The 17,143-nt window shown below is 50.7% G+C and carries 16 protein-coding genes; 12 read left to right on the top strand and 4 right to left on the bottom strand.

The genetic code is table 11. The annotated features are described in order from the left end of the window. Positions 1-283 precede the first annotated feature (283 nt). Together L1I42_RS15525 and L1I42_RS15530 are read left to right on the top strand one after the other, a co-directional pair. Positions 284-1,942 carry a D-alanyl-D-alanine carboxypeptidase gene (locus L1I42_RS15525; protein WP_236115653.1) on the top strand — a complete coding sequence of 553 codons (1,659 nt, stop codon included), beginning with the start codon at positions 284-286 and terminating at the stop codon, positions 1,940-1,942. A 38-nt stretch (positions 1,943-1,980) separates the two neighbouring features. Then, positions 1,981-2,268 (top strand): hypothetical protein, encoded by a 288-nt coding sequence (locus L1I42_RS15530; protein WP_236115654.1) that lies wholly within the window; start codon positions 1,981-1,983, stop codon positions 2,266-2,268. Here the strand turns inward: L1I42_RS15530 and L1I42_RS15535 are convergent. The 3 genes from L1I42_RS15535 to mgtE form a co-directional block, all read right to left on the bottom strand. Beyond that, entirely contained in the window at positions 2,265-3,170 is a 906-nt protein-coding gene (locus L1I42_RS15535; protein ID WP_236115655.1) for a division plane positioning ATPase MipZ, read from the bottom strand. The genes L1I42_RS15530 and L1I42_RS15535 overlap by 4 nt on opposite strands. A 113-nt stretch (positions 3,171-3,283) precedes the next feature. After that, positions 3,284-3,709, bottom strand: a complete 426-nt coding sequence (locus L1I42_RS15540) for a DUF1489 family protein (RefSeq protein ID WP_236115656.1) — start codon at positions 3,707-3,709, stop codon at positions 3,284-3,286. Positions 3,710-4,094: 385 nt separating this feature from the next. After that, entirely contained in the window at positions 4,095-5,513 is a 1,419-nt protein-coding gene (gene mgtE / locus L1I42_RS15545) for a magnesium transporter (protein ID WP_236115657.1), read from the bottom strand. A gap of 279 nt (positions 5,514-5,792) precedes the next feature. On the opposite strand from mgtE, the gene L1I42_RS15550 reads away from it, so the two are divergent. The 4 genes from L1I42_RS15550 (at position 5,793) to L1I42_RS15565 (ending at position 8,296) form a co-directional block, all read left to right on the top strand. Then, a complete protein-coding gene (locus L1I42_RS15550) occupies positions 5,793-6,107 on the top strand; it encodes a BufA1 family periplasmic bufferin-type metallophore (protein ID WP_236115658.1) in 315 nt (104 codons plus the stop codon). Positions 6,108-6,172: 65 nt separating this feature from the next. Continuing rightward, positions 6,173-7,048 carry an MNIO family bufferin maturase gene (gene bufB, locus L1I42_RS15555; RefSeq protein ID WP_236115659.1) on the top strand — a complete coding sequence of 292 codons (876 nt, stop codon included), beginning with the start codon at positions 6,173-6,175 and terminating at the stop codon, positions 7,046-7,048. Beyond that, complete coding sequence (locus L1I42_RS15560; RefSeq protein WP_236115660.1) at positions 7,035-7,823, top strand: HvfC/BufC N-terminal domain-containing protein; 789 nt, start codon at positions 7,035-7,037, stop codon at positions 7,821-7,823. The genes bufB and L1I42_RS15560 overlap by 14 nt, the downstream gene beginning before the upstream one ends. Then, positions 7,820-8,296, top strand: a complete 477-nt coding sequence (locus tag L1I42_RS15565; protein WP_236115661.1) for a DoxX family protein — start codon at positions 7,820-7,822, stop codon at positions 8,294-8,296. The genes L1I42_RS15560 and L1I42_RS15565 overlap by 4 nt, the downstream gene beginning before the upstream one ends. Here L1I42_RS15565 and L1I42_RS15570 read toward each other — a convergent pair. Then, positions 8,286-9,821 carry an ArnT family glycosyltransferase gene (locus tag L1I42_RS15570; protein ID WP_236115662.1) on the bottom strand — a complete coding sequence of 512 codons (1,536 nt, stop codon included), beginning with the start codon at positions 9,819-9,821 and terminating at the stop codon, positions 8,286-8,288. The two genes, L1I42_RS15565 and L1I42_RS15570, sit on opposite strands and share 11 nt — an antisense overlap. A gap of 228 nt (positions 9,822-10,049) precedes the next feature. On the opposite strand from L1I42_RS15570, the gene L1I42_RS15575 reads away from it, so the two are divergent. From L1I42_RS15575 to L1I42_RS15595, 6 genes are all read left to right on the top strand, one after another. Continuing rightward, the gene (locus L1I42_RS15575) at positions 10,050-11,243 is read left to right on the top strand and encodes a tyrosine-type recombinase/integrase (protein WP_236115663.1); all 1,194 of its coding nucleotides are present in this window, start codon (positions 10,050-10,052) and stop codon (positions 11,241-11,243) included. A 137-nt stretch (positions 11,244-11,380) separates the two neighbouring features. Beyond that, positions 11,381-11,617 (top strand): helix-turn-helix transcriptional regulator, encoded by a 237-nt coding sequence (locus L1I42_RS15580; RefSeq protein WP_236115664.1) that lies wholly within the window; start codon positions 11,381-11,383, stop codon positions 11,615-11,617. Positions 11,618-12,280: 663 nt separating this feature from the next. Beyond that, positions 12,281-13,075: a DUF7146 domain-containing protein gene (locus L1I42_RS16440; RefSeq protein ID WP_439651513.1), complete on the top strand. Its 795-nt coding sequence runs from the start codon at positions 12,281-12,283 to the stop codon at positions 13,073-13,075. Further along, positions 13,072-14,670, top strand: coding sequence for a hypothetical protein (locus L1I42_RS15585; RefSeq protein ID WP_236115665.1), 1,599 nt, complete (start codon positions 13,072-13,074; stop codon positions 14,668-14,670). The genes L1I42_RS16440 and L1I42_RS15585 overlap by 4 nt, the downstream gene beginning before the upstream one ends. 395 nt (positions 14,671-15,065) lie before the next feature. Then, complete coding sequence (locus tag L1I42_RS15590) at positions 15,066-15,419, top strand: hypothetical protein (RefSeq protein WP_236115666.1); 354 nt, start codon at positions 15,066-15,068, stop codon at positions 15,417-15,419. Between the two features lie 297 nt (positions 15,420-15,716). Continuing rightward, entirely contained in the window at positions 15,717-16,691 is a 975-nt protein-coding gene (locus L1I42_RS15595; protein ID WP_236115667.1) for an Abi family protein, read from the top strand. Positions 16,692-17,143: the final 452 nt, after the last annotated feature.

Here is a 17,143-nt window from a genome sequence, read left to right on the forward strand (position 1 = left end):
ATCAAGTGCTTCTCCGTTTAAACTATCGGCATAAAACCCAAATCACCGACACCACTATTATGTATGCAAAATTGGCTCAATGTTAAGGGCTAAACGCGTCAAATCGGTGATCAGTTTAGTCTCTTTTTTGTGAACAAAATGCCCTTGAAAAATTTTCTTTCAAATTTTTCGACAATTTTACTCATTCGTAAGGGTGCCCTGCCATAGTCGGAGCTTGAGTTGAGTTCGTAAGTTTCGCGTACGGCCCTCCCATTGCAAAGGGCCGATTTAGTTGGAGTACAGAGTGGTTTTCCAGTCTGATCAGCACCTGTCATTTATGGCCTTAAAGCGCCTCCTCTTCGTGGTGGCGCTTTTTGCTGTTTCACTTTTTTCAGTCATCGATAGTCACGCCGCCAATTTGCGCAAATATGCAGGGATTGTTGTGGACGCCAAAACCGGCCAGACCCTTTATTCCTATGCGGCAGATTCCAAGCGCTATCCAGCCTCCGTGGCAAAAGTGATGACACTTTATATCGTGTTCGAAGAATTGGAGGCGGGGCGTTTGACCCTCAACTCCCAATTTAAAGTGTCCAAATATGCCGCCAGCGCCGTGCCCTCAAAGCTCTATTTGAAACCGGGCACAACCATCACGGTTTCGGACGCCATCCAGGCACTGGTGACCAAATCTGCCAACGATGTGGCGCGGGTTGTCGCCGAGAATATTTCGGGTTCTGTCCCGAAATTCGCTGACCGCATGACCAAAACAGCGCGCGCTTTAGGCATGAACAGCACAACTTACAAAAATCCATCAGGTCTGCCGGATTCACGGCAGGTCACGACCGTGCGCGATCAGGCGCGTCTCGGCATGGCGATATTTCAGCATTTCCCGCAATATTTCAAATATTTCAAAACCACATCCTTCCGCTACCGCGGCAACACATATGGTAACCATAACCGCCTGTTGCGGTCCGTTAAGGGCGTGGACGGCATCAAGACAGGCTATATCAATGCCGCCGGCTTTAATTTGCTCACTTCGGCTCGCGTCAACAACCGCCATGTGATCGTGGCTGGTTTCGGCTTCAACTCTGGCGGCGAGCGCAACGCAAAAGTGGCATCATTGATCAAAAAATATCTGCCCAAGGCCCGCCGCGGCGACTATTGGCGTCAAGCCAGCATTCCGCGGCCCACAGGCGCAGGCGGTGTGATTACAATGGCCTCCAACCCTGTTTCGTTGGCCATTAAAGGTACGCCACCGGCACGTCCCGCGCATCTAAGCGCTGGCCCTGCCCTGACGCCGCCAACTGAAGTGATGGCCCTGGCAGACACCAGCACAAAACCAGTGCCAACCCCACCAGCGCAAACAAATGTGCAGGCAGAAACAATTCAGCTGGCAAGCATTGAGCCTACAGCCGCTCCAGCACCGCCGAGCCGCCCGATTGATCTTTTGATGGGTGACAGCACCAAGCCACTCGGCGTGATCAAAGTGGCCCAACCCATCGAGCTGCGCAGCCCACAAGGCAGCGCTCCAGCGCCGGTGCAACAGGCAACGCCTCAGCCACAGCGCAAGTCGCTATCGTCGCTGACGCCGCTTGATCTGTTCGGCAACCTGATTAATGGCGGGCCATCAACCCAACAACAGCCAGTGAGCCTCGTGCCGCCAGCAACGGTGGGCAATGACATCACCAGCGCGATCGGCGACGAACCCAAAACCGCACAGCTCGAGCGCTGGAGCCTGCAATTGGGGGCCGCAAAAAGCGCCCAGGAAGCAAATCAAATATTGGCAGATGCCACAAACACGGTGGAAGATCTAAAGGATTTACGATCCACCGTTCAGCCGATCACCACAAACGGACAAGCCTATTTCCGGGCGCGCGTTGTCGGCTTCACCAACGAAAAAGAGGCGATTCAAACTTGCCAGACACTCAAAACCAAAGACATCAAATGTCTGGCACTACCGGGGTAAAATAAGCACCGCTTGAGTAAGTAGTATGGAGTAACTCAATGCAAAATGATGATAGCTTGCAAAATTTGGCGGCCTTTACGCCGAAATCACCACTCGCCTCAGACGATTATAAGTTGCGGCGCGCCACCCTTTTGGGTCTGGCACAGCAAATGGTGGAAAAAAGCGCACGGAAATCTGTGGGAGAATTGCTCAATTCAGTCCTCGCCCTTTCCTCACGTACACGCCGCATTTTGAAGCCAAGCGTATCCATTGAACTGGATGTATTTTCGCCTAATGGCAATCGCGCCATTTTGTGGGATTATAAAGTGCCGACCAATCAGGACTAATAAGGGCTGGCAATATGCTCAAAGGCGGGTTGCTCCTGAACCCGCTTTTGCCACTCCTCCCGCCGCGCGCGGCGCTCTTCAAGCCGTTCTCGTACGGGCAAATTCAACGCATCAACGAGATGCCGGTATTCCTGCCGCGCACTCACCTGCGCCACGCCGCCACCCGGCAACAAATCATCACCAAGCGAGTCGAATACGGTCAGGCCAGACGCGAACAGAGACCGGAACGCCACCCGCTCTGCAATGCCATCGGCCACGCGGCATCCCAATCGGCGGGCAATATGCTCGATCGCCATTTGCACATTACGCATATTGCGCGAAGCCAGCGTCGCGATACGATTGCGCACAATCACCCAATCAATGGTCCGCCCATCAATCGCCAACCGTTCCTTCCGGGCTTGCTGCACCAGCCGGGCATAATGATTGATTTTGCGGATTTCCAGCGATACCGGATTGATGTCCGCCAACACATCCAGATCAATCAAGCTGTCATTTACCGGCGTGATCAACGTGTCTGCCAAGGCATGGCTTAGCCGTGTCAAATGTGTGTCAAATCCCGGCGTGTCGATGATCAAAAAGTCAACGCGCCCCTCAACTTCACCCACGGCCTGACGAAACAATGCAAACTCGATACGCTCACGCTCAGCCGTGCTGTCATTTTTCGCGTTAGGCAAATGATAATGGGTCAAATGTGGAATAGTCAGTTGATGCACCCTCGCCCAATTCCGGCGGTTTTTAACATAGTGCGTCAATGTCTGTTGTCGGCTATCCGTGTCGATCGTGGCGACTTTATAGCCCTGATAAAGCAAATAAATGGCCAGATGAAAAGCAGTAGTGGTCTTGCCAGATCCACCCTTTTCATTTCCCAACACAATCACATGCGCGCCAGTGCGTTCGGCCATAAACGAGTCACCTCTTCCCTATGGGAAATAGAGTGCGTCAGATCAAATCCGGGTGCAAGACACCAGAACTTTTAATTCATTATTTACCTTAATATAGACAGTAAATGAAAGGGTTAAAGCAGCCCCAAAGCATCCAACTCTGCGGCAAGCTCGGGTGGCAAGGCATCATCGTCGTCCTGCGTCACATCTTTCGGTGCGTCCTCGGCACGTAAATAGCGCCACCCCTGAAACGGCCGTTTGGGGCGCGGCACCGTGCGAAATATCTCGGGATCCAATAGTATATCGCAGCAGGATTTGCCTTCATGATCGGTGGCGGCCACCAAATCCACAATGCGCTGGCGCGCGGTAATCTTGCCGCCCATCACCCAATAAAGCGATCCGCCATCCAACAGTTCATTTCGACGCTTGGGAGTCATGCGCGTACGATGCACATTCAGGCCATCGCGTCGCCCATGCCCTGCCTCCGCCAGCATTTTACGGCGAGCAATTAGTTCGTCGACATTTTTGATGCCAACGCAAAGTTTAATCAGATGAATCATGAAATCAGTTTGTCGTGAACCAAGGGAAAACGCAATCAGCTTGGCCTTTGCCTTCCCTTATTTGCTTCACATAATAAAGGGTGCGCCGATGATCGGTACGCACCCTAAAACCCATATTCAGCAGCTCTAAGCGCTGATCAGAACGGATACGAGGAGCCCAACAGACAATAGACTTACAAAGGTCCAGCTCGCGGCTCGCCAACATACAGCCTTTTGGCTACGCATGTCGCCTCCTATAATTGTTGATCCCTTCTCACTGATAAGACATCAGCAAGACCTATAGGGTTAATCAAATCTTACCAAACTAGCAAGTGCAAATCCTGCATAGCTCCACTGTGTGGATGAAATAGTGGACAACTCGGTTAATCGCCCCGGTTTGCGCCACTTAGAACAGATTGAACGCTAAAGCCGCGATATAAAGGAAGGACATAAAACCAACAACATCAGTTACTGTGGTCACAAAGGCACTGGAGGCAATCGCCGGGTCAATCTTCAATTTGTCCAGCGCCAGCGGGATCAAAATGCCGGAGACGCCCGCTGCGATCATATTGATCACCATGGCCGCACCGATCACCAGCCCGAGCAGCGGATTGGCAAACCAAATCGACGCCACAAGCCCGATGACCAGCGCAAACACCAACCCATTCACCACGCCCACCAGAAATTCACGCGTGATCAAGCGGCGCACATTATAACTGTCCAGCTCGCGCATCGACAGCGCCCGCACGGCCACCGTCATCGTCTGGGTGCCAGCATTGCCCCCCATAGAGGCGACAATAGGCATCAACACTGCGAGGGCCACCATTTGCTGAATGGTCGCATCAAACATGCCAATCACCAGCGAAGCAAGAATGGCGGTGACCAGGTTAACGCCCAACCAAGTGAGACGCGACCGAACCGCGTTCCACACATTGCCGGAAATCTCTTCATTACCCACACCGGCAAGACGTTTAATGTCCTCGCCTGCTTCTTCCTGGATCACATCAACGATGTCATCCACCGTGAGTACACCCACCAGTCGACGTGTGTCATCGACAACCGCGACTTCAACAAGGTCGTAGCGTTCGAAAACGCGCGCAGCTTCTTCCTGATCTTCCTCCGCGGCCACTTCGATAATAGTGGAGTTCATAATGTCTTTGATCACCGCAGGGCGCTTGGCCCGCAACATGCGGTCCAGCGCTAAAGTGCCGAGCAGATTATAACTGGGGTCCACCACGTAAATTTGGTGAAAGTCGTCGGGCAGATCGTCAGCCTCCCGCATATAGTCAATGGTTTGCCCCACTGTCCAAAACGGGGGAATGGCGATAAACTCGGTCTGCATCCGCCGACCGGCTGTTTCCTCCGGAAAGTCTAGCGAACGCTTTAGCGCCAACCGCTCGAAAGTGGGCAAGGCTTCAAGAATTTCCTCCCGGTCGCCACCCCCGATATCTTCAAGAATATAAACCGCATCATCGCTATCAAGCTCCTGCACACCGCGCGCAATGTCGGTGTTGGGCAAAAGCTCCATCAGCTCCAAGCGCACCGCGTCGTCAACTTCAGTCAGCGCCGAATAATCAAACAGCTCGCCCAAGAGATTGATCAGCTCAAACCGATCAGCCGGGGAAATGGCTTCGAGCACATCGCCCACATCTGAGGCGTGCAACGGCGCCATATAGCGCGCCACCTCGTTCCCGTCCTGAATGGCAATCAGATCAACAAGCTGGTCAATCCAGTCTCGGTTGAGCCGGTTATCATCGTCGCGGAAGGGTGGGATTTCATCCAATTCAGCATCATCTGCCCAATGTGCTTTTTCTGCATTCGACATGTGTGCCTCCTTGGATGTGGGATGAATCCGTCTAGTCCTGTGTTAGCGAATTTACAGCTAAATGGCCACTCAATTGTGGCCGAATTCGGCATAACTATCCTCAATATATGACAAATTGATGCGCATCGACACTTTCAGGCTAAGGTTGGATCACACACGGCTCACACCAAAGTGATAAAATGCGTGCCAAGCGTTATTTTCCTTTTCTTCGGCAATTCGACACAAAGGGTGCAGCAGAATTTCTGCGGAACAATTTGTTAAATTTAATCGGAGGAAAACATGTCTAAAGCCAAAACTGCCACAGGTCTCGTTGTTGCCAGCGCCGTTGCAGCAGCCGTAGCCTCAACTGCATCTGTAGCACCAGCTCTTGCTGAAGGTGACATGGAAAAATGCTATGGTGTGTCTGTAGCAGGCAAAAATGACTGCGCTGCAGGTCCTGGCACATCATGCGCTGGCACATCAAAAGTTGATTATCAAGGCAATGCCTGGACATTGGTGCCAGCAGGCCTTTGCGAAAATGAAGAGTTCTGGGCGAAAGTCCTGCCGGGCGACCGTACAGGCTCATTGGAAGCGCTTGAGCGCGATATGTCGTAATCTGAAATCTGCTCTTCCATTCTCGCGCGGGGGCCAGCCCCCGCGCAATTAAACGGGGGGATATAATGCATAATAGGCAAGCACCAGAAATCGGCGTCGGGTTCAAACCCGAGCATTTTGCAGATATCAGCAAAGACCAACCCAATCTCAGTTTTTTTGAAGTGCACGCAGAAAATTACATGGGTGATGGCGGCCCGCCCCATGCCATGCTGCGTGCTCTTGATGAAAATTACGATCTATCGATACATGGCGTAGGCTTGTCCATCGGCAGCGATGGCCCGCTGGACCGCCCGCACCTGATGCGGCTGAAAAAGTTGGTGGATCGCTATAATCCCAAGCTCGTGTCCGAACATCTGGCCTGGTCGAGCCATGACACAGATCGCAACATGTTATTCCTCAACGATCTGTTGCCCATCCCCTACACCCAACGCACGCTCAACCGAGTTGTCGGGCATGTGGACGAGATACAGGAAACGCTGGGCCGCACCTTACTGATGGAAAACCCATCGACCTATGTCGCCTTCAGCGAAACGGAAATGGACGAGATCAGCTTTATCACCGAGATGCAAAAGCGCACCGGCTGCAAACTGATCCTCGATGTGAACAATGTCCATATCTCGGCCAACAATCAAAAACTGGATGCCTATGACTATCTGGACCGGTTCCCGCTGCATGCCGTAGGTGAAATCCACCTTGCAGGCCACGCCACTGACACAGATGACGATGATGCACCGCTGCTGATTGACAGCCATGACCGGCAGGTGGCACCGCCCGTATGGGATCTCTATCGCTATGTGGTGAAGAAGGCGGGACACCGCCCGACCCTGATCGAATGGGACAATGATGTGCCGGACTGGCCGACGCTCTATGCCGAGGCAGAAGCCGCACGCGATACTATGCTGCGAGAACTTGGAGAGGCCCGCCCCCATGCGCTCGCCTAATTTCCGCAACGACCAGACCAGCTTTGCCCGCGCCCTGTTTCATCCGGACGAGGACGGCCCCGCCAATCTGGTCGACCCAAACGGCGCTCCAGCACCCAAACGCTTCGGCGTTTACCGCAACAATGTGCTGGTGAGCCTGATCGACAATCTGGCGAGCACTTTCCCCGCCTGCCAATCGCTGGTGGGAGAAGAGTTTTTTCGCGCGCTCGCCCGCGAATATGCTCTCAACTTTCCGCCCAGCTCGCCACTGATGATCTATTATGGCGACGAGTTCGCGCAGTTCTTGGGCAATTTCAAACCGGCGCAACAGGTGCCCTTTCTCGCCGATATTGCCGACATTGAGTATAAGCGGGTCAAATCTTATCACGCCGCCGATGGCGGGCGCTTTGATCCAGTCACGATCGCCAATCTGCCCCAACAGGCGCTCGACAGCGCCAAACTCAAATTTCACCCCAGCTTCTTTTGGTCCTATTCGCGGTTCCCCGCCCACGATATCTATCAGCGTGCCGCCGTGGGCCAAACGCTGGAAGGCATTGATTTTGAGCAGCCGCAAATCACGCTGCTGTGTCGCCCCTCATGGGATGTGGCCACTGCGGCCATCGATGCGAAACACAAGGCCGGGCTCACGGCCCTGACCGCCGGTTTCTCTCTCGCCACCAGCGTGGATATTGGCGAGAAATCGGACCCCGCCTTTGATTTGCAAGACCTGCTGACCAATTTGCTGGCGCTGGGCGCCATCGAACGCTTTGAGCTGAAAAATGGAGAACAAAAATGATCGCCGCGATCTTTGGAGAATTTAAACCCCTGCGCCGCTTTGGCCTGCCCATCTATGTGGTTCTTTCGGTGGCCCTACTGGCGGTGCGCGTCTTCGTGGCAATCCCTTACTGGAATTCAGGCTGGACCAAATGGGCATCCTTCCCCACCCAGATCAATTCAAGCGCCAAATATCTGTTCAGCCAGGAATATAAGCTGCATATTCTGGGCACAGCCTATAATATGCCGTTCCCAGAATTGCTCGCCTATTTTGCGGCGCTGGGCGAAGTCATCCTGCCCGTATTGTTGGTCATCGGCCTGTTCTCGCGCTTCGCCGGCCTTGGTCTACTCGGCATGACCATGGTGATCCAACTGGTCTATCCGGGCGCCTGGGCCTTACACGCCCAATGGGCACTGGCGGCGCTCACCATCGTTGTCTGCGGCCCCGGTATCTTTTCATTAGATGCGGGTATCCGTAAGCTGATCAAAGCCTAGATTTCGGCGCGTAAAGCACTTTAATCAGCTCATCATCAATCGGGGTGGCGTTTTCGCCCAGATAGATCTCATACCAGAGCACGTCGAACCCCATAAGATTGATGTTGAACCGCTCCAGCAGCGTTAGCGTCTCAAACCGCTGTTTGGCGGTATCGAGATCGCCAAAGGGATCGTGCACCACCAGCGCGTCCTCACCGGCCGGGATATTTTTCTGATCCCAATAATTGAATTGCGATTCCTTAGCGGCAAAATCGTAGATATCGGCACGATCTAGATAGTAAGCCAACTGTCCGGCGCTGACATAGAGCGTGCCGCCCACATGCTCAATGCCGAGCTGGTCCAAATGTCTCTCCACTTTTGGGACCACCTGATCCCATCCATACATGCGGCCGACCTCTAATCCATTTTGACCAAAATAAAGCTCGACAGGGACGATGGCATAGGTCATCAACCCATAGGCGATAAACACTATTCCAGTCACCACATGTGCCCAGATCAGCCAGGCCCAGCGCATAAAAATCGGCATGAAAATGATCAACAGCGCGTAAGCAAGATCGCTCCAATACCAATGCACAGTGCCCCGCGCCGCAAACACCACGAATATGGCCATAGAGGTGAGAATGGTGATTTGTGCCAGCCGCACGCCCACATGGGCGAAGCTCGTCTGATATCGGCGAGGCCAGATAATACCCACGAGTGGAATCAGCAAAAAAACACCAAAATAGAGGGCCGTCGAAAACAGATAGCGAGCAAATGTCCCGGCATTGATCCCTTCAAACGCGTTCAGCTCGTAGCGATCACTTAAATGCAGCTGAAATGACGCCCAATCATTCTGCATATTCCAGATCAAAACAGGAATCATGCACGCAAAGGTCAATAACCCCGCCAGATAGATATGCGGGCGCAACAAGAGCGGACGCAAGGACGCGCTTGTCAACACCACCAGCGCCACTGAGACACCTAAAAAGGCCGCAGCATATTTTGTGAGCCCTGCCAGCCCGAGCAATAGCGCGGCAAGATAAAGGCGCTTTACGTCCGTTTCCCTGTCCTCGGCAAATCGCGCAAAATAATCTGTAAAACAATAGGTTGCCGCCAGACACAAAAACAGCATCAGATGATCGTGATAGACAATCGTGGTCCACACAAACAAGGTGGGCGAAGCCAGAAACACCACCACCATGATCAGAAAGCTATTTTTGCTTTCAGTTGGAAACAAACGCTGGGCAAACAACCACATCACATAAAGCGTGCCTGCAAATGTCACCACGGCTGGTAGGCGCAAGCCAATAATATTGGTACCGAAAATCTGGTCACTTAAGCCCAAAACCCAAGCGTTGAGTGGCGGATGGTCAAAATAGGACCATCCCAGTTTTTGCCCCCAAAGCCAATAATAAGCTTCATCTGCTGCCACTTTGGTGAAAAGGGTAAAGCTTAGTTTGCACAACAATAAAAGAGCTAGAACGAAAATGAGCGCGTTAAGCGGCAAGAACCTGTATCCACCCTGCGTTTGATCTGAATTCGCCACTCATCCCCCCAAAAACAAAAAAACCTGCCCAAAGGCAGGTTCTTTTAAAACAATTTGGTGCGGTCGAGAAGCACAAAGAGGCATTATCAGCATATTCAAATCATTATCATCAGCATTCACAAAAATATAAACTACTGAAATCCCGTTGTTTTTTTCTATCATGAATTGTCAGCTGGTCTCATTTCATCTAACCATTAGGTGTGTAATAAGGTGTGTAATGGTGCGACGATGGCAAAATATAAATTGAGTGCTGTACAAGTTAAGCAAGCCCCCAAAGGTAAATATGGGGACGGCAACGGCCTATGGCTTATCAAACAGAGCAAGGACACCGGATCATGGATGTTGCGTATATCAGTTCACGGGACACTTCGTCATATGGGGCTGGGTTCCATCCACGACGTGCCGCTCTCAGCGGCGCGTGCGGCGGCTGAGAAATGGCGCGCTATCGCCAAAGATGGTACTGATCCAATCCAAGAACGTGAACGTCAGCGCCAAAAACATGGGCTTAGACGCCACCTACTAGCAGATGTCGCATTAGATGCTTTTGAGGCGCAAAAGGGCCGTCTCAAAGACGGTGGCAAAGCTGGACGTTGGTTCTCACCGTTAGAACTTCACGTACTGCCTAAATTGGGTCAAACACCCATATCTGATATTGACCAAATCGCGATTCGTGACACCCTAAAACCCCTTTGGAAGGCAAAACCTGCCACGGCGCAAAAAGCAATTCAGCGGCTTGGAATTGTCTTGAAACACGGCGCCGCCCTTGGGTATGATGTAGACCTCCAAGCGGTAGCCAAAGCAATCGCATTGCTAGGCACGATCAAACTCAAAACTAAACATATTCCAAGTATGGACTGGCGCGAAGTACCAGTTTTCTACGCGTCATTGTGCGACGGCAAGGTGTCACAACTAGCTTTGCGTTTGATGATTTTGACTGGACTGCGCTCAGGAAGCCTCCGGTACCTCATGCCAGATTTTATTGATGGCGATATTCTCAAGGTTCCTGGAATATTTATGAAGTCCGGCGTAGATTTCGACGTACCTCTTGCACCTGCAGCGTTGAAGGTTATCGAAGATGCAAAGCGGCACGCCCGTGGAGACTTCCTTTTTCCGGGTCGCAGAGGGAATGTGATTTCTGACATGACCCTTTCTCAGTACATGAAACGGGCAGGCCATAGTGCACGACCTCATGGGTTCCGATCATCGCTGCGAGTCTATCTTGCCGAGCACGGCTGCCCTCGCGATGTAGCTGAAATGTGTCTTTCGCATAACGTAATGAGCAAGGTCGAGGCAAGCTATCAACGCTCTTCACTGCTCGAGATCCGACGCCGCTGGTTAATCCAATGGTCAGCTTTCGTCACTACTGGGGTTGACGATCTCAACAACATGAATCCGAATAGCGAAATTACAAAAAGTGTGTAATTGGTGCGTTTCAAAAAAAGGCACCTAGCACAAAATTCATATTTAATTTCTGAATGATAAAAAAATCATTGTTGTTCGGTTGGCGAGTAAACCATTGGTGATGCAATCTGATTCTGAATGAAAACAGGAGATTAGATATGCCACCTAACCAGCCTCAAAATCCAGATACAAGTACACCTTTTACTCATGATGACCCGCTTCTTACAGATGTCGAAGGGTGTGAGATATTACGTATTTCGCGCCCAACTTGGCATCGTTGGGTTCGCCACGGCTTAATACCTAAACCAATCAAACTCGGAGGTCTCTCCCGCTGGCCCCAATCAGAGGTCGTAGGCGTCATCGACCGCGCCAAAACTGCGCGAGGGATCGACTGAATCAATCCCCACTAGGCGCAGCACAGAAGTGTTTAACATTTTGATCAACATCGAGTGGTTGAGATTGTGCTTGTGCAAACTGCAAGTGCACCAGCGTAAACTCCTACCCAAAATATGAAGAATGGACAATGAGATTCCTATATTTGAACAAAGGGCATGAACCCGTCGTGAAACAAGAACGAGCAACCGCTACAACAATATCACAGTTGTCTATATGCTGGTCATGCAGTGCGGCAATACCGCCAAAATCAATCACACAGCGTGGTAACGAGGCCGATTGCGTAGTCTGCCGTGCGGTTTTTCGGGTTGAACCTGGATGCGTGAAGCGTTTGGAACTCACAACTGAAGGCGCTTTATTAGAGCGTGCCCAACTCTTCGGACATTCTGATGACCCTACGCCACTCCTACTAACCGATTGTGGTCTCGCAATTTGCGGTATTTGCGGTGAGCTCGGCAATATCATTATTCGCGGAAATCAGACGTTTCAGTTTAATTGCGAGGGGTGCGGTTGCGGTTACGAGGGGCCAAATGTTTGGTGTGATTCAGATCCAAAGGCTGAAAAAGCAGTAACCATACGTGGAACTGGACATGACAATATCTAACCTCACTCCACACAACTTTGGTACGTCTCTTGAGGGCATCTTGCGCGGAACTGGGGCAAACATGGCTTGCCCAGTATGTCAGCCGGAGCGACGGACAGATCAGCGCGCTTTGTCGATCTCAAAGAGCGGCGGGCGACTTTTAATATATTGCCACAAATCAGGGTGCGATTTCTTTAAAATCCTTGCTGCTGCGGGTTTTTCAAATTGTAAATTCACTCGACCTCGCCTCCCCGAAATTCGCGCTGCCCAGCGAAACCATGATAAAAACAAACAGGCTCGATACGAGAAAGCACGAGAAATCTGGAGTAGTTCAAAACCGATAGGTGGTACCCCGGGTGAAACATATTTGCGAAATCGCGGGATCACGTGTCAACTACCTTCGTCCTTGCGATGGGCTGAAAAAACATATCACGGCCCCTCTAGGCGGAGGCTATCTGCAATGATCGCCAATGTCTCTACTGGTGGTGTGCATAGGACATTCTTCGACCCTAATGGTAAGCAACTGAACAAGATGATGCTTGGACCTATCTCTGGCGGAATAGTCAGGCTCGCACACGGGACACAGGCTCTCGCAGTATCTGAAGGCATTGAGACCGGGCTTTCACTTCTATGCGGCCCCCTATACGGCTCTGTTGCAGTATGGTCGGCGTTGTCCGCCTCGGGCCTCGAAAAACTACGTCTCCCAGACATGCCCGGAAACCTCATTGTCGCAACTGATGGGGACGAAACCGGTCGATCTGCTGGGCAAAAACTTGCCGAACGTGCATCAACACTTGGTTGGTCCGTCACCATTTTCTCAGCCCCTGACAATCGAGACTGGAACGATGAAATTCGAAGAGAAAGTGCCGCACAATGATTACCCGCCCAAACATTACCCCCGCATACCTTCCCTATGCCCAACCTTATGAGCACGAGCAAACGCCTCCCTCACCGCGCCCAGTGATCCAGTACATTGATTCAGAACTTCCAAAAGTTGTCAGTAAGGCAATGAAAGCTCTCGTTGAGTCTCGTGCGCCAATTTTTGCACGTGGAACTTCACTTGTGCGTCCGGTCATAATACAACAGCCCCAGAATTCGACCCTCGACGGAGTGGCAATTTTAGTATCATTCAACAAGATCGCATTAGTCGAAATGTTGACTGAGATCATCGAGTGGCAACGCTGGGATGGACGTATCAATGATTTTAAAAAGATTGCGTGTCCCACGGTGGTAGCTGAGACAATTCTTTCGCGCGCTGGTGATTGGCCTTTCCCACAAATAAAGACCGTCGCATCAGCACCAACGCTACGTCCGGATGGCACCGTAATTTCGGCCAAAGGTTTTGATACTGAGACCGGAATTTTATTTGTGTCCGACCGCAAATGGCCACCAATACCTATCGAACCCACATTTGGCGACGCCAAAGCCTCATTTAATATCCTCAGAGACTTAATCTCTACATTCCCTTTCGTATCCGAAGCCGATCACGCCGCCACAATGTCAATGCTTCTTACAGCTATAGTTCGACCGGCGCTGACTTCCGCTCCCATGTTCGGCGTAACTGCTCCGACCCCTGGCACTGGAAAGAGTAAACTGGTGGACATTGCCGCCATTTTAGCAACGGGCCAACCCGCTTCCGTTCTCTCGGCGCCGCGTGAAGAGGCCGAAATGCAAAAGCAAATTGGGGCTATGTTGATGCAAGGTGAGTCTTTCCTTACGATCGACAATATAGAACATCCACTTAGATCGGAGTTTCTTTGCCAAGTATTAACCCAGAGTAACGTGACGGTCCGTGTACTAGGCGAATCCCGTGCGATGAAGCTGCCGACTGGTGCAACATTTTGTGCGACAGGCAACTCTTTGAGGTTTGCAGGCGATCTAACACGCCGAGTTGTATTGATCTGTTTGGATGCATGCACCGAACGCCCCGAAAACCGAGTATTCGACAATGACGTTGTCAAAGTCGCACTGGAACGGCGTGTTGAACTCGTCAACGCGGGATTGACTGTACTCAGGGCGTTTGTGACACAACGCGCTAAAAAAGTTAAGCCACCGCTTGGCTCATTCGAAGAATGGTCGAACTTAGTTCGCTCAGCGGTCACCTGGCTAGGTGGCATTGATCCCCTTTCCAGTTCCGATACTGTGCGAGATCTTGATCCTGAGCGTGAGCGCACCTCAGCTGCTCTTCAAGCTCTGCCGACTGATCGTACTTGGACCACAAGTGAGATTTCAAAAATTATTTCTCGCGATACTGAACGCCATGCGGATTTTAGAGAGCATGAAGTATTGTCTGAAGCGCTCGCAGAAATGTTGGACCGCAATGGTCACCTAAACACAATTCGATTTGGACATTTCCTCAAGAAGCACGCTGGCCGCATCATCGATGGAAGAAGAATATCCAACCGTGGAAAGAATAGAGCGAATGTAGCGCTTTGGACCATTGAAAAAATAAACTCCAACATCACGCAATGACGGGGATGCAGGACATGCAGGGAATATTCTAACCCAACGTGGAAAAATGCAGTCAGATCTATATACAATTAGCCAAATTGTATCCTGCAACCCCTGCAAGCCCAGCAGAAATTATTACCATGTTCGGCACAACCAACTTTTACGTTTTCCGTTTTCGGTTAGTTCCCGACTAAGTTTTGCTGTTGATCAGAATTTTCGAAAAAGCTGATTCTGATAATTATTTCATAAATTATGATTTCACTTCATCAAAGACGCATTAGAGCGTCAATAGTTGGCCGCAATACACGCCTCTCCCTGCGGGTGACTTACGTTATAAATTTCACAACAAAATCAGATGGTTGACAAACGCACTTCTTCAATTAAATTAATTCTAAATGTAGACTAGGATTAGACAAATGGCATTTGGTCGAAAAACGGGTGGAAGAAAGAAGGGAACTCCGAATAAACGTTCCACAAACCATGCTCTACGCGAATTAATTGACGCGGAGGGTATAGATCCAGCTGTGGCGCTTATGCGAATTGCTCGGGAAGCCGAGGAACGTGAAGACTATGCCCTCGCCGTTGATGCCTTTGGCAAAATTCTACCTTTCTTACACGCCCGTCCTAAACCTCGCGAATTCGCACCCGACGCCGTCGTAGAACTAGAAAAACGTTTAGCAGCAGCGCGAGTTGAGGGTACTGTGATCGCGGCAGGAGACGAATCTTTGGCAGAGCGACTACAAAGAGCAATTGCACGACAACAAAACTAAAATTCACGCTTGCCTGACTAGCCCAAATTGACACTGTCAGATGCTGCTTATGTTACCTTTTTTGAAACGGTGATCGATCGTTGACACTCAGCCATAGAAGCGCATGCCCGACACCCTACGTTTTTCAAGTGATTACAGCACTTTGCGGGAACTAACGTTTAAGCTAAAACATCAGCTTTCGACGATTAGTAAGTTCACAAAACAACACAATAGTTGAAAAATCTTTCGCCAGCTGTATCTTGAGATACTAAATTTTCACACCGCGTGCTCGCGCACTCGATTGACATTCAACGTAGCTTGGGGCATAAAGGGGTCAACATACCCGCCACGCCTCTCGACGAAGCGCAACAGGCGGGTTTTTTATTGCCTAAAATACCATTTCAAAAACAATCGCTTGATATTGGCGCTCAACGCACGCTTTTGGAACAACGAGGCATGGACGTTGAAGACCCTGCACGCGCAGAGCACTATCTACGCTTTATCGGCTACTACCGCCTCTCAGGTTATTGGTTTCCGTTTCAATATCGAGATGGCGGCGAGAACCATGACGATTTTCGTCCTGGGTTGACATTTGAAACGGTGCTCGACCGCTACGTTTTCGACCGACGCCTACGTGTGCTCATAATGGACGCTTCCGAACGGATCGAGGTTGCGGCACGGACCGCTATCTCAAATGCACTATCAGAGCGTGTCGATCCACATTGGTATTTGGATTCCACTCAATTTGTTCCTGCGTTCGATCACAACGATTTTATGCGAAGGGTTCGAAAAGAGACCGGAATCGATCCGTTCAATCGGAATAAACAGTCAGATTTTATTCGACACTACCTACAGAAATACGACAACCCACAGGAGCCACCTAGCTGGATGGTCTTCGAGCTACTGCCGTTTGGCACGGTATCAATTATTTTCAAGCACTTGATTGACACCGACAAAAAGCTAATAGCCAATGAGTTTGGTTTGCCCCGCCACCGGCTGCAGTCTTGGCTACATGCCTGCTCTCACTTAAGGAATCTTTGCGCCCATCACAGTAGAGTTTGGAACCGGGAGTTTGGCGTGGTGCCATCCGTCGCAAGAAGCGAACGGCATCATGTCGTTCATTACAAAAGATTCTACAACCATGCGGTTGCCATCCAGACTTTGCTGAAGCGGATTTCAGGCGATACGCACTGGGCCGATCGGTTGCAAGCCCTTTTGGAAGATCATCCGAATATACCGATAGATTTGATGGGTTTCCCGCCTAACTGGCGCAATAATCAAATCTGGCTTTAGGAATTGCTTTGGCAAGCATCAATCAGGTGTTTTACATATTCCCGCGCTATCAGATGCATTGTGTCGTGCCAACTACGTTAAGGCGCTCGAAGTTTGTGAGCCAGTCCTTCAGAAAATTTGGGTAACCAAGTCTAAAAATGCTCTTAACAATCTGAGCATCAAAACATACCTGGGCTTGAGAAATGCTGATCTTAAATTGTCCCGTTCTATTTTAAAAACCAACCGAGTTCTTTCTTACAGTTTTGCAACGGCCGCACATGAAGCACGCATAGATCCAACGTGTACACACCACAAAACATGCTATTGAATCCCCACATAAGATCTTAATCGTCATGAAAGTTAATTTTAAATCGAATTTGTCCGCTGTGCTTCAAGTGGACTTGTCTTAAAAAAGTGGACACGACCTTCAACAGAATTAGGAATACTGATTGGAGGAATTTATGGCCCACAAG

Source organism: Maritalea mediterranea (genome assembly GCF_021568695.1).
In the GTDB taxonomy this organism is placed as follows: domain Bacteria; phylum Pseudomonadota; class Alphaproteobacteria; order Rhizobiales; family Devosiaceae; genus Maritalea; species Maritalea mediterranea.